Source organism: Paenibacillus oryziterrae, from assembly GCF_042610485.1.
In the GTDB taxonomy this organism is placed as follows: Bacteria; Bacillota; Bacilli; order Paenibacillales; family Paenibacillaceae; genus Paenibacillus_AQ.
Map to the genome: position 1 here is coordinate 56,041 of NZ_JBGJZO010000007.1, position 21,570 is coordinate 77,610.

The window sequence follows — 21,570 nt, forward strand, 5'->3', positions numbered from 1 at the left end:
CGAAGATTATGAGTATTGAACATTATCAAGGCACATTTATTCAAAATAATTTTGCGGACCGCATCGGCGGTGCGAACTATGGCAAAGACACCAACATCTACAAATTCGAGAAAATCAAACGCGCCAAAGCTTCGGCGAAAAAAGATTTTCCAGATATCGAATTGATCGACCTCGGTGTCGGCGAGCCGGACGACATGGCGGACGAAGGCATCGTTGCCAAGCTGGCTGAAGAAGCAGCAAAAGAAGAGAACCGCGGTTATGCGGACAACGGGATTCCTGAGTTCAAGGCGGCTGCCGCTAAATATTTGAGCGACGTCTTCCGCGTGGATGGTATCGATCCGGATACGGAGGTTGTGCATTCCATCGGTTCCAAGCCGGCGCTCGCGATGCTCCCTTCCTGCTTCATTAACCCGGGTGATATTACAATCATGACGGTTCCGGGGTATCCGGTTCTGGGTACACATACGAAATATCTGGGTGGACAAGTATACACCGTTGAGTTGAAGAAGGAGAATAAATTCCTTCCTGACCTGAATTCCATTCCTGAAGATATTGCTACCAAGGCTAAACTGCTCTACCTGAACTATCCGAACAACCCGACTGGTGCAAGCGCAACTCCGGAATTTTTTGCAGAAGTGGTTGCCTGGGCGAAGAAATACAATGTGGTTGTCATTCATGATGCTCCTTACTCTGCTTTGACTTATGACGGTTTGAAGCCGCTCAGCTTCCTGTCCGTTCCGGGTGCGAAGGATGTCGGCGTGGAGCTGCATTCCCTTTCGAAGTCCTACAACATGACTGGCTGGAGAATCGGGTTTGTTGCTGGTAATCCGCTTGTTGTGAAAGCATTCAGCGATATCAAAGATAATAATGATTCCGGTCAGTTTATCGCCATCCAAAAAGCAGCTGCTTACGGTCTGGCGCATCCTGAGATCACTGAAGCGATTGCCCTCAAATATTCCCGCCGCCACAATATGCTGGTGGAAATGTTGAACAGCCTTGGCTTCACTGCTGAGAAACCAAAGGGTTCCTTCTTCCTGTACGTGGAAGCGCCAAAAGGCGTTAAGGGCGGACGCCGCTTTGAATCCGGCGAAGACTTCTCGCAATTCCTGATCCGCGAGAAACTGATCTCCAGTGTACCTTGGGATGATGCAGGTGCGTTCGTACGCTTCTCCGTAACCTTCATCGCTAAAGGCGAAGAAGAAGAGAAACGCGTTATCGCTGAAATCAAACGCCGTCTGAGTGACGTGGAATTTGAATTTTAATTTGGTTACTGCCTTCGGCCAGTAGTTAAAGTTCATCTTATATTTTGGGAGCTGCCCTGGGAACCGGGGCAGCTCTTTTTTGTAACTGATAGATTGGCTGAGTATTTAACTGGATTTTATAACGGTAAATTATTGAATATAGACTTAAGAACTGAATTACATGGAAAATCTACTGTTAAATTGGAGAGAAAGTGATGCTTGGAGCAAATATTGCTGAATTAACGCCGGTTATTACATGTAACTCCTCAAAAGCACTTCTCTGCGCCAAATTACCGCCACTAATTCCAGTTAGTTCAGACATACAGGGTAAACTATTTTCAGGCAAGCGGGGCTTTATCGTGGCAAGTAGTGAGTGCAAGTACCAAGTAGCGTCCTCACGCCCAAAAGAGCACGTTGACATCCCGCTTCGCATCTGTCATAATTCGTATGATAAATGAATAGCGCCTTTAATTCAGTCCCGTGAGGCTGGCAAGGTAACGTGAATCGAGGTTCGCGACTCTAAGAAGGGTATCCGTATGTGTACGGATGATCTTTTTATGCGCGCGCACGCCTCTGTGAACTAAGTGATTTCACTCCTTGCCTGTTTCGGGCAAGGAGTTTTTTGTTATCCGGGAACTGGTAGGCGAACAAGCTGGAGGCTGACGGGAATATGGAGACAGACAAGAACCTTTTAGAGAAAACAATCATTATGGATGAAACGGCGATTCGCCGGGCGCTCTCACGGATTGCACATGAGATTCTGGAGAAAAACAAAGGAATTGAGAACTGCCTGCTCGTTGGCATCCGCACAAGAGGCGTATATCTGGCCCAAAGAATTGCCGAACGTATTAAGGAGATTGAAGGCGTCGAAATTCCTTACGGCGAGCTTGACATCACGCATTACCGGGACGACCGCGAGGGAGGCGGTAGTGGAGATGAAGCAGTAGTCAAGAGCAATCTTACCATCACTTCAGGCGCAAGCGGCATTCATGACAAGAAAGTGATTTTGTTCGATGATGTGCTGTACACCGGACGCACGATCCGGGCGGCAATGGATGCGCTGATGGATTGTGGCCGGCCGCGAATGATCCAGCTGGCTGTTCTGGCGGATCGCGGACACCGCGAGCTTCCGATCCGGCCGGATTATATCGGCAAGAACGTCCCAACCTCCAAACATGAAGAAATTGAAGTATCACTTACGGAATATGACGGCAAGGATGAAGTGTACATTATTTCGAACCGGGAGGAACGATAACAATGACAATAGCAACCAAGGTGAGAAGACGCAGTCTGCTGGGAATCAAGGAACTGAGCGGAACGGAGATTGCGGAGCTGCTGGAGAGAACGGCCTACTGGGACAAGCAGCCGCAGAAGCTGACTCCGGTGCTGGAATCAAAGTTCGTGTCGAATATGTTCTTTGAGAACAGCACGCGCACCCGGTTCTCGTTTGAAATGGCGGAGAAACGCCTTGGTGCACAGGTGCTGAATTTCACATCGGCCGCCTCCAGTGTGGAGAAAGGGGAGTCCATCTACGACACCGTCCGCACCTTGGAATCTATGGGGATTGATGCTGGAGTGATCCGGCTGAAGCCTGCAGGCGTGCTGCAGCAGCTGGCCGAGAAGGTATCGGTACCGCTCATCAATGCAGGCGACGGAAATAATGAGCACCCGACACAGGCGCTGCTGGATCTGTACACGATGATTCAAACCTTCGGAAGCTTGAAGGATCTGACCGTGTCGATTACCGGAGACATTATGCACAGCCGCGTAGCCCGCTCGAATCTGTGGGCTTTGACCAAGATGGGGGCGAAAGTGCAGTTCTGCGCACCGGAGAATATGAAGGCTCCTGAACTGATGGAGTACGCTCCATATGTTTCTATAGAAGAAGCAATGAAGGCTGATGTTGTGATGATGCTCCGAGTACAGCTCGAGCGGCATGCGGTGGGAATGCTGCAATCGGCAGAGGAATATAGACGGCAGTTCGGGCTTACGGAAGAACGTGCTTCGAAGCTTGCTCCCGGCACGATCATTATGCATCCTGCACCGGTTAACCGGAATGTTGAAATCGATGACTGTGTGGTGGAAAGTGCCAAGTCGAGAATTTTTCCTCAGATGTCGAACGGGGTTCCGGTACGGATGGCAGTCATCGAAAGAGCCTTATTATAAACGAAGTATACAAAATACATTAATAAATATACACAAACATGAATTTTTATTATATAATAACGACAGAGCCTGCTTGAGATTGCGCGGGCAAAAGGAGAAATCATGACGGTGATTATTAAGAATGCCAGCATTATTAATAAAGAAGGCGCCCTGGAGCTGAAGACAGTAGTGCTCAAGGACGGAATGATTTCTGCAATAATAGACGGTCCGGAAGAGTCCGGCACAGCGGAAGAGATCATTGATGCTGAAGGCAAGCTGCTGATTCCTGGACTGATTGATATGCATGTGCATCTGCGCGAGCCGGGTTTCGAGCATAAAGAGACGGTAGAAACCGGAAGCCGCTCGGCGGCAAAAGGCGGGTTCACCACGATTGCCTGTATGCCGAACACACGGCCAGTAACGGATTCGCCCGAGGTTGTGCAATTCGTGAAAGATAAAGCCCGGGAAGCCGGACTGGTCAAGGTTCTGCCTTATGCAGCCATCACGAAAGGTGAGCTCGGACGCGAACTTACAGATTTCAATGCTTTGAAAGAAGCGGGTGCGATTGGATTTACGGATGACGGAGTCGGCGTACAAAGCGCACAGATGATGAAGGATGCGATGAACATTGCGGCACAGCTGGATATGCCGGTCATTGCACACTGTGAGGATAACTCGCTGGTCGAGGGCGCTTGCGTAGCTGAAGGAACATTTGCTGCCAAGCATGGCCTGAAGGGGATTCCGAATGAATCGGAAGCCATCCATGTCGGACGGGATATTCTGCTCGCGGAAGCGACAGGCGTTCATTACCATGTATGCCATGTGAGCACAGAGCAATCGGTGAGGTTGATCCGCCAAGCGAAAGCAATCGGCATTAAGGTGACCGCAGAGGTATGCCCGCATCATCTGCTGCTGTCGGAAGAAGATATTCCGGGACTCGATGCCAATTGGAAAATGAACCCGCCGCTGCGTTCGCGCCGCGACGTGGAAGCTTGTATTGAAGCTCTGTTGGACGGCACGCTCGATATGATCGTGACGGACCACGCACCACACAGCGAAGAAGAGAAAGCCAAAGGAATGCAGCTCGCACCTTTTGGCATCGTCGGTTTTGAAACGGCCTTCCCGCTGCTGTATACGGCTTTTGTTGCAACCGGCAAATGGGACTTAGCCCTGCTGGTGCAGCGGATGACCGCTGATCCGGCCCGGGTATTCCGCTTGAATACCGGAGTTTTGGAAGCAGGTGCTCCTGCGGATTTAACGCTGATTGATCTGGATTCGGAGAAAGAAGTAGACCCTGCCACATTTGCCAGCAAGGGGCATAACACACCATTTACCGGATGGAAGCTGAAAGGCTGGCCGGTAAAGACTTGGGTGGACGGTAAGATCGTATGGAATGAACAATAATGGCGGACTGCTGAAACAGACGCTTTAGACTACAGAAACAAGAAGGAGTGGAAGGGAATGCAGGCGAGATTGCTGCTACAGGACGGAACGCTGTTTACAGGTACCGCATTTGGCGCGGAGGGTGAAAAGACGGGCGAGGTTGTATTTAATACAGGGATCACTGGATATCAGGAGGTGCTGTCGGACCCTTCTTACTGCGGACAAATCGTTACTATGACTTACCCGCTGATCGGTAACTACGGCATTACCCGGGATGATTTCGAGTCGGTACGTCCTTTCGTGCATGGCTTTGTTGTCCGCCGCCATGAGACAGTGCCCAGCAACTGGCGCGCTGAATACAGTGTAGACGATCTGCTGAAGGAATACGGAATTCCTGGTATCAGCGAGATTGATACGCGGATGCTGACCCGCATTATCCGCCACTACGGCACAATGAAAGCCATCCTGACCACTTCGAACAAACGTGTGGAAGAGCTTATGGAAATGATGGGCGACACGACGATTGAAGAGCTGCGCAATCAGGTGGCACGTACTTCGACTGCCAGCTCGTACAGCAGTCCCGGCAGCAAGGAACGGATTGTGCTTGTGGATTACGGCGCTAAAACCGGTATCCTGCGCGAACTGAACAGCCGCGGCTGTGATGTGGTTGTTGTACCGCATGATGTGACTGCTGATGAAATCCGCCGTCTGAACCCGGATGGAATCCAGCTTTCAAACGGTCCTGGGGACCCTAAAGATGTACCATACGCTGTGAAGACGATCTCCGAGCTGCTCGGTGAATATCCGATCTTCGGAATCTGCCTGGGCCACCAGTTGTTTGCACTGGCGTGCGGTGCGGATACGGAGAAGCTCAAGTTCGGTCACAGAGGGGGCAACCATCCCGTGAAGGAACTGGAAAGTGGACGCTGCTTCATTACCTCTCAGAACCATGGTTACACGGTGAATGAGGAATCCGTAGTGAACACAGAGCTTGAAGTAACGCATATTAACAATAATGACAAGACCGTTGAAGGTCTGAAACATACACGCTATCCGGCATTTTCCGTACAATACCATCCGGAAGCGGCACCGGGGCCGCATGACAGCAGCTACCTGTTTGACCGCTTCCTGCAAATGATCAAGGATCATAAAGCCAAGACTCCCGCAGGTTCGCGCCAGGCGCAGCTTGCGGCTAACGCCAGAATCACGGCGCCCAAATCCGCACCTCAGCTTGAAGCCGTGAAAGGAGCTCTATAACATGCCTAAGAATAATAAAATGAAAAAAATTCTGGTGATCGGCTCCGGGCCGATCGTCATCGGTCAGGCTGCCGAGTTCGACTATGCCGGAACCCAGGCCTGCCAGGCCTTGAAAGAAGAAGGCGTTGAGGTTGTGCTGATTAACAGCAACCCTGCGACCATTATGACCGATACCAATATGGCCGACAAAGTCTACATCGAGCCAATTACACTTGAATTTGTTACCGCGATTATCCGCCAGGAGCGTCCAGACGGCTTGCTGCCGACACTGGGGGGACAGACAGGACTTAATATGGCGGTTGAACTGGCCCGGGCAGGTGTACTGGAGAAAGAGAACGTTAAGCTTCTCGGTACGCAGCTGGAATCCATCGAGAAAGCCGAGGACCGTGACCTCTTCCGCGAGCTGATGCGTGAGCTGGAGCAGCCGGTGCCGGAGAGTATTATTATTACGACCATAGAAGATGCGGTCACTTTTGCCAGAGAAATCGGATATCCTCTGATCGTACGTCCTGCCTATACCCTGGGTGGTACAGGCGGCGGAATCTGCGACAATGAGGAAGAACTGCGTGAAACGGTGAAAGCCGGTATCCGCTACAGCCCGATCGGCCAATGTCTGGTAGAGAAGAGCATCGCCGGCATGAAGGAAGTCGAATACGAGGTTATGCGTGACGCGAATGACAACTGTATCGTAGTCTGCAACATGGAGAACTTTGATCCAGTCGGCGTACATACCGGGGATAGTATTGTTGTGGCTCCGAGCCAGACACTGTCCGACCGTGAGTACCAGATGCTGCGCAGCGCTTCCCTGAAAATCATCCGTGCACTTAATATCGAAGGCGGCTGCAACGTGCAATTCGCGCTCGATCCGCAAAGCTACCAATATTATGTGATTGAGGTTAACCCGCGTGTTAGCCGTTCCTCGGCTCTTGCTTCCAAGGCTACCGGTTATCCGATTGCGAAAATGGCTGCGAAGATCGCCCTAGGCTATACGCTGGACGAGATCGTTAATCCGGTTACCGGACAGACCTATGCTTGCTTCGAGCCTACACTGGACTATATTGTTAGCAAAATCCCGCGCTGGCCTTTTGATAAATTCACTCAGGCGAACCGCAAGCTGGGCACGCAGATGAAGGCGACTGGAGAGGTAATGGCTATCGGCCGTACCTTCGAGGAATCGATCCATAAAGCGGTTCGTTCCCTGGAAATCGGTGTACACCGCTTCCGTCTTCCGGGTGCAGAGTTATTGGAGGACAGCGTGCTTCGCTACCGTCTGGCTAAAGCTGATGACGAGCGCCTGTTCCTGATCGCTGAAGCTTTCCGCCGTGGCTATGAACTGCAGGAAATTCAGGATATCACGAATGTGGACTGGTGGTTCCTGTCCAAGATCGAAGGACTGGTAAGCTTCGAGAATGTGATCCGTGGAGAAGAAACCCTGTCTTACGAGACGCTGTATCAAGCGAAACGCAAAGGCTTCACCGACCGTGCAATTGCAGAGATTCGTGCCGAAGGCAATGCTGCGGCTGCGCTAACAACTGAAGCTGAGGTTCGGGCCTTCCGTCTACAGCAGGGCTTGACCCCTGTCTTCAAAATGGTTGATACCTGCGCCGCTGAATTTGAGGCTTCGACCCCATATTACTACTCGACTTATGAGACGGAGAATGAGGTTATCCACTCCGATAAGCAGAAAGTCATCGTGCTTGGTTCCGGTCCGATCCGTATCGGCCAGGGTATTGAGTTCGACTACTCTACAGTGCATGCCGTATGGGCCATCCAAAAGGCCGGATATGAAGCGGTTATTATCAACAACAATCCGGAGACCGTATCAACGGATTTCAATACATCGGACCGTCTGTACTTTGAACCGCTGTTCTTCGAGGATGTCATGAATGTCATCGCCCAGGAGAACCCGATCGGAGTTATCGTACAGTTTGGCGGACAGACAGCTATTAACCTTGCGGCACCACTGAGCGCTGCAGGTGTCAATATCCTTGGTACCAGCTTGGAAAGTATTGACGAAGCCGAGAACCGCAAGAAATTTGAAGCTCTGCTAAGCCGTCTGAATGTGGCACAGCCTAAGGGCAAGACGGTTACAACGGTTGATGCCGCAGTGGAAACTGCACAGTCACTAGGATATCCGGTGCTTGTACGTCCTTCCTATGTCCTTGGCGGACGCGCAATGGAGATTGTATACAATGACGCGGAGCTGCTCAGCTACATGGTGGAAGCGGTCAAAGTGAACCCGGAACATCCGGTGCTGATCGACCGTTACATGCTGGGTAAAGAGGTTGAGGTGGATGCGATTTGTGACGGGGATACCGTTGTGATTCCAGGCATCATGGAGCACGTTGAACGCGCAGGTGTTCACTCCGGCGACTCCATCGCCGTATACCCGCCGCAATATCTGGATGAAGGCCTGAAACAGAAAATTTCGGAAATTACGATCAAGATCGCCAAGGAACTGAAGACGATCGGGCTCGTGAACATCCAGTTTGTCATTTATCAGAATGAAGTGTACGTCATTGAAGTGAATCCGCGCTCCTCGCGTACGGTTCCTTTCCTGAGCAAGGTGACTGGCATTCCAATGGCACATCTGGCGACCAAGATCATTCTTGGCAGTAAGCTTGCAGATGACGGTTATCAGGAAGGACTGTGGCCGGAAAGCGATCAGGTATCTGTAAAAGTACCGGTATTCTCTTTTGCCAAACTGCGCAGAGTAGAGCCGACACTGGGACCTGAAATGAAGTCTACCGGTGAAGTGATGGGACGCGATAAACTGTACGCCAAAGCGCTGTATAAAGGTCTTATCGGAGCGGGAATGAAGATTCCGGCAACCGGAGCCATTATCGTAACGGTCGCTGACAAGGACAAAGCAGAGGCTGTGGAGCTGATGAAAGGCTTCCATGCTATGGGCTACAAAATTATCGCTACAGGCGGTACGGCTACTGCGCTTGAGGCAGCCGGCTTGAACGTAATGAATGTTAACAAGCTTGACGAAGGAGAGCCAACCATCCTGGATCTAATCCGCAGCGGACAGGCGAACTTTGTCTTCAATACACTGACTAAAGGTAAAACACCGGAGCGAGACGGATTCCGCATCCGCCGTGAAGCGGTAGAGAATGGTGTGGTCTGCATGACCTCGCTCGATACGGTAACGGCGCTGCTGAGAATGCTGCAGACCATTAACTTCTCATCACAAGCGATGCCGGCTTTCGTCGGACAATAAAGCCTGCTTGCAGTCTGTATGGAGCAAGAGGCACAGGAACGGTTTGCGGCTATCCGCAGACCGTTCCGCTGCGCCCGGGGTCAAAAAATAAAAGTGCGGTTCGCTGCACGGGTAGGAGCAACGGTAATGTTAAATGCTGAGGGAATGCAAAAGGAGCAGGGATCAGGCCTTTCGGCAGAGTACGCTGAAATGGCACAACGGCTAATGGTGGCTTTGGATTATCCGGATGCTGCAGGGGCAAAACTTCTGATTGAGAAGCTCGAAGGAATTCCGTGTTATATGAAAGTCGGCATGCAGCTCTTTTACACGGCAGGACCGGAGTTTATCAAAGAGCTGAAAGCGCATGGATACTCTGTTTTCCTAGATGTCAAAATGCATGATATTCCGAACACCGTAAAGGGCGGGGCGGCGAGCCTTACAGCGCTTGGAGTGGACATGTTCAATGTCCATGCGGCAGGTGGGACCGCAATGATGCGTGCGGCACGGGAGGGGGCACTCTCAGCGGTTCAGGCCAACCCAGCAATTACCAAGCCGCTGATTATTGCAGTTACCCAGTTAACCAGCACCAGCCTTGAAGTCATGAATGGTGAGATTGGAATTGCGGGAAGTGTCGCAGATACCGTTGTACGTTATGCCAAGCTTGCTGCTGAAGCGGAACTTGACGGAGTTGTAGCATCCCCACAGGAATCAGCGCTGATATCCGCAGCTTGCGGTGCGGCATTCCGTACCGTTACTCCAGGCATCCGGCCGGCGGGTTCTTCGCAGGATGACCAGTCACGGGTGATGACTCCAGGACAGGCCATCACACAAGGCAGCCACTACCTGGTAGTGGGACGTCCGATTACTGCAGCAGCTGATCCGCGTCAGGCAGTACTAAACATACTTAAGGAGATGATTCAGGCATGAGCGTATTATTGAACAAGAGTGAACAAATAGCAGCCTATTTATTGAATATTGGTGCAGTGGCACTTCGTCCGCAGGAGCCTTTTACATGGACTTCAGGTATAAAGTCTCCGATCTATTGCGATAATCGCCTTACCTTGTCTTATCCGGAGGTCCGTAACTATATTGCCGATGCGTTTGCCGAGCTGATTAAGAGCCAGTACCCGGATGCTGAAGTTATTGCTGGAACGGCTACAGCGGGAATCCCACATGCGGCGTGGGTTGCTGACAAGCTGAATCTGCCTATGGCATACATACGTGACAAGGCTAAGGGACATGGCAAACAGAATCAGATCGAAGGACTTATCGCACCAGGCCAAAAAACAATCGTCATTGAAGATTTAATCTCGACCGGAGGCAGCTCGATCAAAGCGGCCCAAGCCGTGAAAGAAGCGGGCGGTGAGCCGCTGGCTGTTCTGGCGATTTTCAACTACGAGCTCGATCGTGCCACTGGGGCTTTCGATGAAGCAGGGGTTCCGCTGTACAGCTTGTCCAATTACAGCACGCTTATCGATGTAGCATTGAGCCAAGGCAAGATTGCCTCCGGTGATGTTGAACTGCTTCAGTCCTGGCGTAAAAACCCGGCAGCTTTTGGAATTTAGGTTACCCGAAGCATATGCAGCCAATTGACGGTTATTAATAGTTAAGTCCCCTTGCAATAAAGTGCAGGGGGCTTTTTTGCGTCTATAGGGTTATTTCGCTGTTCTTCTTTTTTTATAAATAGTCAATTCTTCAGTTAATTAATGGGAATTCCATGAAGAAATCGTAGTTTAACTTTAAACGCCCTGTAACTTACCCTCGCCGGAAAACGTTTATAATACAAATAAAGGAATTTTCTTTGCTATTTTCAAGGCTATGAACCTAATATAATCGGGAGGGTACATCTATGATTCCAAAATCCAACAAGCGCAATCTGCGGCGGTGGCTGAGTCTGGGGATAAGTATTGCAATATTGCTTCCGCTTGCCTCTGAAGGCTGGAATACAGCTTGGGCTGAACCCGCAACCACACCGGAGCAGAGAGTGCTTCGTATCGGCACCTTGTGGAGCGGAGAGGACGATACGTATTTTCGCCAGCAGTTTACAGATCTGTATGAGCTGAAGCATCCTGAGATCAAGCTGGAGATCATCCCGGCGATTGATCAGAATCAGACCCGGTTCAGCAGCAATCCCGGACAATATCCTGCAGTCACTCCAGACTATGTGGAGAGCATTCGCGGACTTATGAGTGGTAATAAGCCGGTCGATGTCATTGTTGGAGACAACACGCTTATCAAGAGCCTTATCGGACGCAATTTATTGAAGCCGCTGCAGCCCCTCATTGACCGCGATCATTATGATATCAGCACACTCGCGCCAACCATGCTGGATGGTGTCCGTGAGCTTGGTGGCGGCAGTCTGTTTGCTCTGGCGCCCACCTTTTCATCCACAGCACTCTATTATAACAAAGGAATTTTTGATGCTGCTGGTGTAACGTATCCGAAGGATGGAATGACATGGGATGAGATGTTTGCCCTTGCCGCCAAGGTCACGAAAGTATCCAAGAAGAAGGAAAGCCGTGTATACGGTTTTTCAATGAGCCGCTATTATGGTGATTCGTTCTGGGATATGCAATCCTACATCACCCCGCTTCAGTTAACCATGTACGATAATAAAGGCAATGCAATGACTGTGAACAACTCAGCGTGGAACAAGGTCTGGACGACCTACAGCAATCTGGTTAAAAAACAGACCATTCCGGGACTGGATGGCTCCGAATTCATGTGGACAGAGGATACGCCATACAGTCCGATTCAGGGAGATCTGTTCCTTAACGGCAAAGCTGCTATGGTAGTTGCGGAATATGGATACATCAATGAACTGGTTACCGTCCGGGACAATGCTGCTAAGATCAAGAATTATAAGCCTGTGGAATGGGGCGTTGTTACCGTTCCTTCTCATGTTGAAAAACCGGGGGTTGCAACGGGAACTTGGCTTGGTAATATGATGGCGATCAGCAATACAGCGGTCAATTCTGAAGATGCCTGGGATCTTATCAAGTTCGTCAACAGCAATGAAGTAGCTAAGATCAAGGCCCATAACAGTTATGAGCTTACTTCGCGTAAAGACTATCTGGTCTCAAAAGCGCCAAGTGTGAACCTGGCTCCTTTCTATACCATGAAGCCGTTGCCTGCCAGTGATCCGCAAATGGACCGTCTTATTGGTCAGAAACCAGGAATCGTTCAAATCAGTGATGCCGGACGCCAGCTGTTCGTGGAAGTAGTTAAAGGCAGGATGACTGTTTCCGCTGCTCTTAAAGCATGGGAACAGAAAGGCAATACAATGCTGGCAAAGCTGCGTAAAGATCCAGCGGCATATTTTAATTTAGAGGATGGCTGGATTAAGAAAAGCGCTGTGAAAAACTAAATCGACTTATCGTTAAATGAATAGTGGCATGAAGATGCGGGATTTCACATAAACTTGGAGATATCAGGTTTTTAGTGGAGTCCCGCATATTTTATGGTGTTCTATGGGCATGCTATATCCAGAACAGATTTGATCCATGCGACTAAAGGAGAAGACATCATGAACTGGATATATTTCGCGAAACTGTTCAGAACAAAATTTCAGGCCGGATGTCTGGCCAAACGACTCGAGCAGGACGGATGGATTTACGGTTATCAGGATCCTCGTTTTGTGGAGATTTACCGCTCACGCAAAGGACGGTATGGTGTGCGTTTTCTCCCCTGATAATTTTTTTACTAATCCTTCCTTGACTTTATGGCCTTATGTAATGTATATTATTTATTGTCGCTGTTTGAATATGATTACTGACGCGGGGTGGAGCAGCCCGGTAGCTCGTCGGGCTCATAACCCGAAGGCCGCAGGTTCAAATCCTGCCCCCGCAACCAATTTATTCACAAACAGCCATCATAAATAACGGATACTTTACATCCGGGCCCTTAGCTCAGTTGGTTAGAGCGGTCGGCTCATAACCGATTGGTCGGGGGTTCGAGTCCCTCAGGGCCCACTTATTAAAAACCCTTACCCTGTAAGGGTTTTTNATTCACAAACAGCCATCATAAATAACGGATACTTTACATCCGGGCCCTTAGCTCAGTTGGTTAGAGCGGTCGGCTCATAACCGATTGGTCGGGGGTTCGAGTCCCTCAGGGCCCACTTATTAAAAACCCTTACCCTGTAAGGGTTTTTTGCTGTCTTGGGGCTTGCTGAAGCGATCAGAAGAGAGTGGGGAAAGGTCGTTTTTTTCTTCTTGCTAACGGATTTGCTAACGGAGGCTTTTATTTTATAGGTTCAAGCTGCTTTACTGCGAATTTATTGAGTTCATTTTCAATTCTGTCAACGGCTTCTTCCTGCATAATTGGAAGAAGGTGAGAGTATCTCTCATTGAACATTAACGGAGTCATTCCCAGTCGTTAGGCTGCTAACTTCAGATTATTCCAATGCCAGTAAGAATGAAGTATGTGTATGTCGCTGAACATGGAATCGGATCTTCCTAACACCAGCTTTGCGAATAAGCACTATATCTTTCCTGTAGATCATCAATCACCGTTCTGGATTACGTTTAATTCTCTATTGTCAAAGTCGATATCTTTCCAGAACTGCATTTCTTTCTGCTCGTTTGCACTTACCTTGCTCCGCATAGATACTTTACTCATGATATCTTCAGCAAGTAACCCCTATTCAGTATATGCAAGCCGGAGGGCACGTTTCAGCAGACTGTGAATGTTCTTCACGTAATCCTTGGAATACTTTTTACGGAGTTCAGCATAGAAGCTCTTGATCGTCCTCGGAGTAAGCGCCTGCAATTTTACTTTGCCTAGCGCTGAGCTAGGGGGTTATTTGTCGTGAACATTGAAAAAATATAAATTCGAAAGTGATTTTTTTGTCGTTTATTGTATTTATTTGTCTTAATGGTGTGGTACAATTGAACTAATTTATATTAATAAACAACAAAAATAAGGACAAAAGGAGGATTGAAATAGTATTAATCGACATTTTTTTCAATTAGAATGTGTCTTGAGAAAAAATGATTGGAGCATCAAGCATGATTCAAAGACGGTACGTAATAAGCGATGAAGAGTGGGATCAAAAGGGCATATTTCTACCCTATAAAACAGGTCAAAATTAAGTGAAAGAACCATGTTTAACTTGAGCATTGATTCTACATCGGTCAAAGCCCATCAACATAGTGCCGGCGCTAAAAAACGTTGAAGGACACGAAATGAATCAGCACATCGGCGTCAGTCGTGGCGGAAAAACAACCAAACTTCATACCGTCGTCGTTAGATTAGAAAATCCGCTCGTTTTTCTTTCTGACGGGTGGTCAAGTCTACGATTCCGTTCCAGCGATCGATTACTTCATAAGCTTGGTATTACAGGAAGTCATAATCAGAACAAAGAGCGACACTTAGTGGAGTGCTTTTTCAATAAAATCAAACATTTTCGCCACGTGACCACTGTTTCGACAAGTTGGCTAAGTCATTTTTGGCGTTTGTATACGTAGCTGCCATTTTCAAATTACTCAATGAAAAGTTTTCAGACACGCCCTAATTTAATGTGATTATAGATTATTTTTATACTCCTAAGGAGACAGATGCCAAATGGGAAATGAATTCTACAACCTATTGCGAAATATGAGCCGTGAAGAAGAGAGTAGATCGAAAGTTCTTATTCATGGAATAAGACAAATACTCGATGATAGGAAAGAAGAACACTGGTTGAGAGCATTCTTTCGAAAGAAGAAACATATAGAACCGAAAACCTGGAATTTACCAAAGTGAAACTTTCTCTTGTCTATGTGTTTTCAATAAACAAAGTCAAAAGGTGAGTGCGTAATGAACAAAATATTTATGAAGGAAGAATTTATTAGCGACAGGCTGGATATGAGGTCATTCTCTTCAACCCGTTGCAGGCCCAGCGAGCAAGAAGAACCGAATTACGTAAAGTCAAAACGGACGCATCAGATGCCTGGTATTTAGCAGATCTATACTGCCAGGAAGAGAACTGGTCTGTCCATCCTGGACGAAAACAAGTTATGAGGGCGTATTCATAGATTTATATTCCAAAACGTCCTTGAATTTGCTAGAAGATTGGCTACACATGGTGAAAGCGGCCACCCAGGCTTCAAAAAACTGGTGGTATACGCCGGAATTGATCCAAGTGTCTTCAGTTCAGGAAAGTTTGTGGCCACTCATAACAAGATCACGAAACGAGGATCCAAACCACTAGGATGAGCGATGTATTTAGCGGTAACATGCGGCTAGCGAGGAGAATTATACCCTCGACTCAGGAGTATTACGACAGAAAAAAGAGTGAAGGAAAGCCTCATAAAATAGCTGTGATCGCTTGCGCCAACAAGTTACTCCATCACGTATACGCTATGCTTAAGAAAGGGCAACCCTACACTTTTTAGTTTTAAATGGGAAGGAGTGAAAATCAAAAGTATTGAGGTTTGTAAATGCCCCCCCCTGTTATGAGTGGCGGGGCAATTTATATGTATCGATATAACGCTATTATTCGAATAGACTTAAAAGATAGAAAAAAAGAACCACTACAATAACAAGAACTATTAAGATAATAACACCGCATCCTCTGAACCCCAAACCGCTTGTTAACATGTGTTCTGCCTTATCTTGCCCGTGTTTATCTCCTGTCCCCTTAGATATAAAGTAAACAGCTATCCACCCTACAATTAATATAATAAATATAGCCACGACAATCCTCCAAAAGTTTTATTGTTATTATATCTAGCAATAGCAATAATCTATTTGGGAGTATCAAAATTCATAGTAAGAAGTGGAATCATATCTACAGCAATCCGAAAATATGGGTAAAAACCCTGCTAATTAACTGCTTACAAGTGCCACATGATGGTTAGAGAGGTCGGTGCATAACCGATTGGTCGGGGGGTACGTCTATCTGTAATTAACGATTGCAGGATGTTTCTCTAAAAAAATTTGAATGGACTGTATTAACTTCAAATAGTATCCTTCAGAATCCGGGCTTGTCTCCAAGTCTTCGATGTCATCTAAAAAACATCCCGGCGTTTGCTTTTACAAGAAATAAGTATTTATCTCTTTTTAGCTCTTTTAGATATTTTTCAAGTTTAGTATCCTTGGGGGCAGATATATAAGGAAGATCAGTTGCGATTTTTTCGATTTTTTTAGCTGTAGCCAAGCCTTCATTTAGATCGGCAGACCGCTCCATCTCAAGCATTGCAGTCCGAAGCTCATCGATTGAGCTCCTTACGGCCGCAAGAGCAGTGATTTCACTTTTAGTTGTTGTTAACTTCTGGCGTACCTGAGGATCTTCCACTAGTTGGAGTGACTTTTCATAAACGGCTTCTGCACTTTTCAAATCGCCATTGTTGTAATGCTGATCGGCCTGGATTTTTAATTCGGACGCCTGTGTCTCTTTGGAAGGACTGCAAGCACTCAGTAAATTTACAACGAACAGAAAGATAAAGAATTTTTTCATAATAGACTCCATCTTGATTCCTCATCGGTTGAGGGTTTTGCTATGAAGGTTATAAACGTTAAAAAAATACCGCAGAAGCCATTTCACAAACTTTTGCGGTACTCTCGAATATCAACGATTAAGTTAAGTATTGAATAATCCCCAGGACTACCATAATTCCGAATAAAACAAACGTCGCGTAGTTGCTGATTTCGATAAAGAGCAGCGTTTTACGCGGAAGCTTCTGGCGAACTTCGGGTCTTCTTATATGGCGATGTCTTTTAATTGAAACGTATAGCAAAAACACTAGAAATACAATAATGACTACGGTTTGCATTCTGTTCCCCCATCAATTTTTAATTTGATTCTACTAAATGAGCGGAATGAACACAATGTTATTATTCATGCTTCAGCGCACGGGGTGCTTCTCGTTCTGAGACTCCATGACAGCCAGTAGCTGCCCTTGGAAGATACGCCGCTGAATTTGGTCGACCCGCTGCACTGCGAGCTCAGTAGGTACCCGAAATTCGCTGGAGAGGAAGGCTGCTGCTTCGCCTCGAAGCTCCGGCAGGTTTCTTGATGATATCATGGAGTAAGGCATGGTCGCATAGAGGATGAACCGGTCGGCTTCATCTTCTTCGGCTTGGCTGTATTGTGCCGGCATCAGATGATTTGGACCTGCGTGCCGCAGCAAGTGGCAAAGCTCATGCAGAAACTCCAGACGCTGCATTTCAGGTGGAAGCCGCTTGTCCAGAAACATGCTGTACCTGCCAGCCGAAGCCTCGATTCCTTTGGTTCCTGTATCCAAATAATGAAGCTCGATATTCATGGCATCCGCTAGATAACCAATGGATATTTGAGACGGTTCAGCAACACCAATTCTAGAAAAAAGGTCTTCGGTCCATTTCTCCAAGGTCGTCATTTGATAATATGATTTCATCCAATCACCTCATTATCCCGAACAAATGTTCTTGTTATATAAGGATAATGCAATTCAAGTCGAATATCAAGTGTTGCTTCTATTCTTTGCCATTCTGCCCATACGGCATAGACTATCGTCACATATTCTGTGCTGTAGTCATTACTAAAGGGGAGGTTTATTATTATGGTGAATGAAAGCTACGGTGGAAATATGGGTCCTGCCAACATGGGTCCTGCTTATATGGGTCCGAATATGGGTCCTGCTAATGTGGGTCCAGCTTATATGGCTCCCAATATGGGCCCTACTAACGTGGGTCCTGCCCATGATTGTCCAGTAGCACCGGTGGTTAATCCTTGGGCAACTTCCACAAATGCGATTCTGGTACTCTTCATCCTGCTGGTCATTATCTTAAAAGCCTGTATATTCTAAAAAAAGCGTAAAGCGGCTCCTGCCGGGCACTAACCGGACAGGAGCCGCTTATATGTATGGACTCATTTGAACAAAAACTCTACGCGTGTGCCGTCCGGAAGGTCCTCCAGCTGATTGCCGATCCAGCTTCCTGCCCCCCGGTTGTCACTTGGACGCACGTATGCGATATCTGCTCCTTCGCCGCCCTCCTGACACATCGCCATAGGCCACTCATCGCGGTCATAGCCTTTTTTGGTAGGGATACCCTTTAGGGATAGGCTGCGGTTCTCCTCCGCACCGTCGCGGTCGATCGTACATATTGCTGCTTCTCCATTATTGATGGCATCCTGGATATGTTCTGCTGTCTTTGGATAACGGTCCTGCGGGAAGACAAGCTGTACAACCTCTGAATCGGCAGGGGATAGATCATTTGAGACCGGAGTATCATCTTTGAACCAATACGTGAATGCGGCGAGCAGCAGAAGGATAATGAGGCTTCCTAGTAATTTACGTGCTTTCAATGTATGCTTCCTCCTTAATATGCTAGAATCAGTATAGCTTATATAGAGCGGCTCTGCATGGGCTGTTGCTGAATTTGCTCTCCTGAAAAGATACATCAAAGTTAAGACACAAATGAGATAGTCTACATAAAAGTAAAGGTGGCTGTAAGGATGTCTGAACAGGAAACGCCTTATATTCACAGGATGATTTCACAAGGGAACAAATTGTTGCCTGGCTTGCCAAAATTGGAGTGCCCAGCGAAGAACGTGCGGATTTCATGATTATTACTAAAGAAACGGGTGAGTTTGCCGGAGAGGTTGTACTTAACGACGTAGACCTTATAAATCGCAGCGCCAATACCCGTATTGCGCTAGACGGGGCTCGTTTTACAGGTAAAGGCTATGGTTCGGAGGCAATGCTACATATGCTCAGGTACGGTTTTAATACCATGCACCTGCACCGGATTCACCTGGGGGTCTGTGCTTTTAATCCGCGGGCTATTCATGTATATAAGAAATTGGGCTTCCGTCAGGAGGGAATCGAGCGGGATGCCCTGTATCAGGATGGGGAATTCCACGACATGATTACGATGTCCATGCTGGAAGATGAATTTCGTGCGTTGTACGAGAGCGTGTAGAACCTATAAAGCGTGTAGTGAATGCGATCCGGATAGAAAAAAACCAGTCGGTCCAATAAGCCCCGGCTGGTTTTTGCACTGGAATAAACCATTTATGTATGACTCTAGATCTGTTCGCGATAACTGAGTTTATTGGCTGTTTTCTCGTCTCGGATTGCTGTTCGAAGCACATCTTTAACGGTTTGGGGATCACGGATCTTGCGGAAGTTCAGCTGTGGTGATGAAGTGTCTTCGGAAAAAACAGTCAATGTTCCGATCCGGAGAATCCGGTCCATAACGCTCTGCTGTACTGCCAGATCACGGACCCGCAGAAGCTCCACCTCTTCGAATTTCTTGGCAATAAGACCTGTCTTTACTCTGATTCTCTGGCTGGTTATTGTGTAGGTAGTCGTATTCAGGCCAATAATTCCTTTAAGCCGGTCAGATATTCCTGCAGGCTTGCCTTCCCATAAGACCACTTCATGGCTGGGAGATTCATGGACAGCAGACAGATGTGACGCTTGAGGAGCAGCATGATCGGTCGGTGCTCCGCACTCTCCGCAGAATTTAGCATCCTGCTCGTACTTAGCGCCGCAGCTTGTGCAATAAGACATGAGGCATCTTCCTTTCCAGTAACAGATGAATTCATTATAATATAACAGGCACAGGCAGTCATTACCTGAACTCTCAAAAAATTTACAATTATTTCATTTGCACTTTACAATAATCGACATTATGCTTTAGTAGGAGGGATAGAGATGAAAAAGTTGTTAATGGCAGGCCTGATTCTGACAGTGGCCCTGCTTGGCGCGTGCAGTAATAATGAACCGAAACTAGAAACAAAAGAAGATATCAAGGCGTATGTGCAGGATTTCTATAATCAATTCTCTGATATTGAGCAGGAAAGTGATTCTTCCAAGGAAGATTTCGATGCAGCAATGACTTCCTTCTCGTCCGGTGATGTTTCAGACAAAGAGTTCTCGAAGGCTGTTGATGCTTTTCAGGACACTGCAGATAAATTGGCGGACAAGGTTGAAGATGTGAAGATCTCTTCGAAGCTCCCTGACGATATTCAGAAGCTGTTGGAGGATTCCAAGGTTGCTTTTCTAAGTGCATACCAATTAAAGGAACAAGCATCCCAAAGCGCCGTTTCAGCAGAAGTGACAGCAGACCAGTTCAAAGCAATGACTGATAATGCTGATCTTGCCATGCTGTTCGGGATTTCCAAGCTGAATGAAGCCAGAGTTGCGACAGGGCTCATCGATGCCGATGCGGCAGTAGATATTAGTGAATTAACGAAACAATAATAAACGTGTTTAGGCAAAATAGACTTTAGGACAAAGGCTCCACATTGTGGGGCTATTTGTTTGTCATTTTTTCCTGGTTGATAATTTATGGGGAATCTAAGTATAATACGTACATATGTTCTTGTTTATTTGGAGAGTATTCATAAGTGAGGAGGAAATATTATGGGCAAGAAGCTGGAAGGGAACGGACTATGGGAGAGCTGCCGGATGATGCTTCCGGAGCATAAGAACCGGATCATATTTGAGGAGAGGGAAACTCTGCGCCGCGAGAAGCCGGTACTGGATGAGCAGGAGAGAGAGGAGATGGAGCGGACGCTCGTCTTGTCGCTGCGCAATCATGTCCGGGTGAGTGTAGTCTTGTTTGATCCTTTTGAGGATGTGGTTCTGAGCGGATTTATCACCTCCATCCATGCCCACTCCCGGGAGATTAAGCTGCAGTGGGCGGAGGAATGGAAGTGGATTAATCTCGACAGTATCAGCAGGGTATATACCTGCTAATGATGGGCCGCAGCGGGGGCCAAGGAGACCTCAGCTATTCAGTGGAGTCTGCTCCGGTACTTTTCTCGTATGCGATTAAGGTTAAGGAGTTATTTCCGGTCAGCCGGGCAATAGCTGCTTCGGCATCGCGGATAATCTCAACAGCTTCATTCTTGCCGTTAAGCGGTGCGATGGTGTAGCTGTCACTATGAACATCCATGGAGTTATCCCACCTTTCCCTGGTATTATCCGCATTCTATGATCGCCACATGCATCCAAAATATGGTATGGTGTGGTAAAGGCGACAAGGAGATGGATGTTCATGTACGGTGATGAATTCAGACGCAATCTGAGCGGTACGGATGTAGACGCGGCAAAGGCTAGGCTTGAAGCGGAGCAGCAAAGATTGCAGTCGGGCAATCGGCTGGGATTCCTCAGCGAGTCCATTGATTTGCTCATTGCCGTAGGTGCGGTGGGAATAATTGTATTCCTGTTAACCTGGCTGTAGACAGTTCGTTTAAGATTAAATGAGGAATGTGTAAGCCATGCTTGTAGAAGTATGGCTTTTTTGTTGTTCACAAAGAAGCTACCCCAAGTGCACAGGCAGGCTAAGTCTAATTTAGTCGGCTGCCGGATGACCGGAGTACAAGCAAAGCCGCAAAGGATAGCATTGGCTATACCAGGGGGTGAT

General features: G+C 47.7%; 21 protein-coding genes, 3 tRNA genes and 3 pseudogenes. 20 read left to right on the forward strand and 7 right to left on the reverse strand.

Translation table 11 applies throughout. The features are described from left to right. The first annotated feature begins 8 nt into the window (after window positions 1-8). The 15 genes and pseudogenes from ACAN55_RS10120 to ACAN55_RS10190 form a co-directional block, all read left to right on the forward strand. Window positions 9-1,262 carry an LL-diaminopimelate aminotransferase gene (locus tag ACAN55_RS10120; protein ID WP_379131603.1) on the forward strand — a complete coding sequence of 418 codons (1,254 nt, stop codon included), beginning with the start codon at window positions 9-11 and terminating at the stop codon, window positions 1,260-1,262. Window positions 1,263-1,911: 649 nt separating this feature from the next. Further along, on the forward strand, window positions 1,912-2,496 hold the full coding sequence (gene pyrR, locus ACAN55_RS10125; protein ID WP_379131606.1) for a bifunctional pyr operon transcriptional regulator/uracil phosphoribosyltransferase PyrR: 585 nt from the start codon (window positions 1,912-1,914) through the stop codon (window positions 2,494-2,496). Window positions 2,497-2,498: 2 nt separating this feature from the next. Beyond that, the gene (locus tag ACAN55_RS10130) at window positions 2,499-3,407 is read left to right on the forward strand and encodes an aspartate carbamoyltransferase catalytic subunit (protein WP_379131609.1); all 909 of its coding nucleotides are present in this window, start codon (window positions 2,499-2,501) and stop codon (window positions 3,405-3,407) included. A gap of 102 nt (window positions 3,408-3,509) precedes the next feature. Continuing rightward, on the forward strand, window positions 3,510-4,790 hold the full coding sequence (gene pyrC / locus ACAN55_RS10135; RefSeq protein ID WP_379131612.1) for a dihydroorotase: 1,281 nt from the start codon (window positions 3,510-3,512) through the stop codon (window positions 4,788-4,790). A 57-nt stretch (window positions 4,791-4,847) separates the two neighbouring features. Next, the gene (gene carA, locus ACAN55_RS10140; protein WP_379131615.1) at window positions 4,848-6,026 is read left to right on the forward strand and encodes a glutamine-hydrolyzing carbamoyl-phosphate synthase small subunit; all 1,179 of its coding nucleotides are present in this window, start codon (window positions 4,848-4,850) and stop codon (window positions 6,024-6,026) included. A gap of 1 nt (window position 6,027) precedes the next feature. Next, a complete protein-coding gene (gene carB, locus ACAN55_RS10145) occupies window positions 6,028-9,249 on the forward strand; it encodes a carbamoyl-phosphate synthase large subunit (protein WP_379131617.1) in 3,222 nt (1,073 codons plus the stop codon). A 144-nt stretch (window positions 9,250-9,393) separates the two neighbouring features. Further along, window positions 9,394-10,155: an orotidine-5'-phosphate decarboxylase gene (pyrF, locus tag ACAN55_RS10150; protein ID WP_379131950.1), complete on the forward strand. Its 762-nt coding sequence runs from the start codon at window positions 9,394-9,396 to the stop codon at window positions 10,153-10,155. Next, entirely contained in the window at window positions 10,152-10,793 is a 642-nt protein-coding gene (gene pyrE / locus ACAN55_RS10155; protein WP_379131620.1) for an orotate phosphoribosyltransferase, read from the forward strand. The genes pyrF and pyrE overlap by 4 nt, the downstream gene beginning before the upstream one ends. 284 nt (window positions 10,794-11,077) lie before the next feature. After that, window positions 11,078-12,595, forward strand: a complete 1,518-nt coding sequence (locus ACAN55_RS10160; RefSeq protein WP_379131623.1) for an ABC transporter substrate-binding protein — start codon at window positions 11,078-11,080, stop codon at window positions 12,593-12,595. Between the two features lie 159 nt (window positions 12,596-12,754). Then, window positions 12,755-12,919 carry a hypothetical protein gene (locus ACAN55_RS10165; protein ID WP_379131626.1) on the forward strand — a complete coding sequence of 55 codons (165 nt, stop codon included), beginning with the start codon at window positions 12,755-12,757 and terminating at the stop codon, window positions 12,917-12,919. Window positions 12,920-13,003: 84 nt separating this feature from the next. Next, window positions 13,004-13,080: transfer RNA gene (locus ACAN55_RS10170), tRNA-Met, on the forward strand. A gap of 45 nt (window positions 13,081-13,125) precedes the next feature. Beyond that, window positions 13,126-13,199: transfer RNA gene (locus tag ACAN55_RS10175), tRNA-Ile, on the forward strand. Window positions 13,200-13,274: 75 nt separating this feature from the next. Further along, window positions 13,275-13,348, forward strand: a tRNA-Ile gene (locus ACAN55_RS10180). Window positions 13,349-15,074: 1,726 nt separating this feature from the next. Beyond that, window positions 15,075-15,245, forward strand: a pseudogene (locus tag ACAN55_RS10185) (IS110 family transposase); the annotation flags it as partial. Window positions 15,246-15,318: 73 nt separating this feature from the next. Next, window positions 15,319-15,605: pseudogene (locus ACAN55_RS10190) on the forward strand (transposase); the annotation flags it as partial. Window positions 15,606-15,705: 100 nt separating this feature from the next. Here ACAN55_RS10190 and ACAN55_RS10195 read toward each other — a convergent pair. The 4 genes from ACAN55_RS10195 to ACAN55_RS10210 all read right to left on the reverse strand — a co-directional run bounded on the left by ACAN55_RS10195 (window position 15,706) and on the right by ACAN55_RS10210 (window position 17,588). Then, window positions 15,706-15,906 (reverse strand): hypothetical protein, encoded by a 201-nt coding sequence (locus ACAN55_RS10195; protein ID WP_379131628.1) that lies wholly within the window; start codon window positions 15,904-15,906, stop codon window positions 15,706-15,708. Between the two features lie 310 nt (window positions 15,907-16,216). Beyond that, a complete protein-coding gene (locus tag ACAN55_RS10200; RefSeq protein ID WP_379131630.1) occupies window positions 16,217-16,681 on the reverse strand; it encodes a hypothetical protein in 465 nt (154 codons plus the stop codon). A gap of 106 nt (window positions 16,682-16,787) precedes the next feature. Further along, on the reverse strand, window positions 16,788-16,985 hold the full coding sequence (locus tag ACAN55_RS10205) for a hypothetical protein (protein WP_379131633.1): 198 nt from the start codon (window positions 16,983-16,985) through the stop codon (window positions 16,788-16,790). Window positions 16,986-17,057: 72 nt separating this feature from the next. Then, window positions 17,058-17,588: an ImmA/IrrE family metallo-endopeptidase gene (locus ACAN55_RS10210; RefSeq protein WP_379131636.1), complete on the reverse strand. Its 531-nt coding sequence runs from the start codon at window positions 17,586-17,588 to the stop codon at window positions 17,058-17,060. 165 nt (window positions 17,589-17,753) lie between these two features. On the opposite strand from ACAN55_RS10210, the gene ACAN55_RS10215 reads away from it, so the two are divergent. Continuing rightward, window positions 17,754-17,999 carry a hypothetical protein gene (locus ACAN55_RS10215; RefSeq protein WP_379131638.1) on the forward strand — a complete coding sequence of 82 codons (246 nt, stop codon included), beginning with the start codon at window positions 17,754-17,756 and terminating at the stop codon, window positions 17,997-17,999. 62 nt (window positions 18,000-18,061) lie between these two features. Here the strand turns inward: ACAN55_RS10215 and ACAN55_RS10220 are convergent, their stop codons facing one another. Next, the gene (locus ACAN55_RS10220) at window positions 18,062-18,499 is read right to left on the reverse strand and encodes a NucA/NucB deoxyribonuclease domain-containing protein (protein WP_379131641.1); all 438 of its coding nucleotides are present in this window, start codon (window positions 18,497-18,499) and stop codon (window positions 18,062-18,064) included. 194 nt (window positions 18,500-18,693) lie between these two features. On the opposite strand from ACAN55_RS10220, the pseudogene ACAN55_RS10225 reads away from it, so the two are divergent. Next, window positions 18,694-19,116: pseudogene (locus ACAN55_RS10225) on the forward strand (GNAT family N-acetyltransferase); the annotation flags it as partial. Between the two features lie 104 nt (window positions 19,117-19,220). Here ACAN55_RS10225 and ACAN55_RS10230 read toward each other — a convergent pair. Further along, on the reverse strand, window positions 19,221-19,709 hold the full coding sequence (locus ACAN55_RS10230) for a PH domain-containing protein (protein ID WP_379131643.1): 489 nt from the start codon (window positions 19,707-19,709) through the stop codon (window positions 19,221-19,223). A gap of 144 nt (window positions 19,710-19,853) precedes the next feature. On the opposite strand from ACAN55_RS10230, the gene ACAN55_RS10235 reads away from it, so the two are divergent. Further along, window positions 19,854-20,402, forward strand: coding sequence for a hypothetical protein (locus tag ACAN55_RS10235; protein WP_379131645.1), 549 nt, complete (start codon window positions 19,854-19,856; stop codon window positions 20,400-20,402). A 162-nt stretch (window positions 20,403-20,564) separates the two neighbouring features. Further along, window positions 20,565-20,900, forward strand: coding sequence for a YolD-like family protein (locus tag ACAN55_RS10240; protein WP_379131648.1), 336 nt, complete (start codon window positions 20,565-20,567; stop codon window positions 20,898-20,900). A gap of 34 nt (window positions 20,901-20,934) precedes the next feature. Here the strand turns inward: ACAN55_RS10240 and ACAN55_RS10245 are convergent, their stop codons facing one another. Then, window positions 20,935-21,099, reverse strand: a complete 165-nt coding sequence (locus tag ACAN55_RS10245) for a hypothetical protein (protein WP_379131650.1) — start codon at window positions 21,097-21,099, stop codon at window positions 20,935-20,937. A gap of 102 nt (window positions 21,100-21,201) precedes the next feature. On the opposite strand from ACAN55_RS10245, the gene ACAN55_RS10250 reads away from it, so the two are divergent. Continuing rightward, on the forward strand, window positions 21,202-21,387 hold the full coding sequence (locus ACAN55_RS10250) for a hypothetical protein (protein WP_379131653.1): 186 nt from the start codon (window positions 21,202-21,204) through the stop codon (window positions 21,385-21,387). Window positions 21,388-21,570 lie beyond the last annotated feature (183 nt).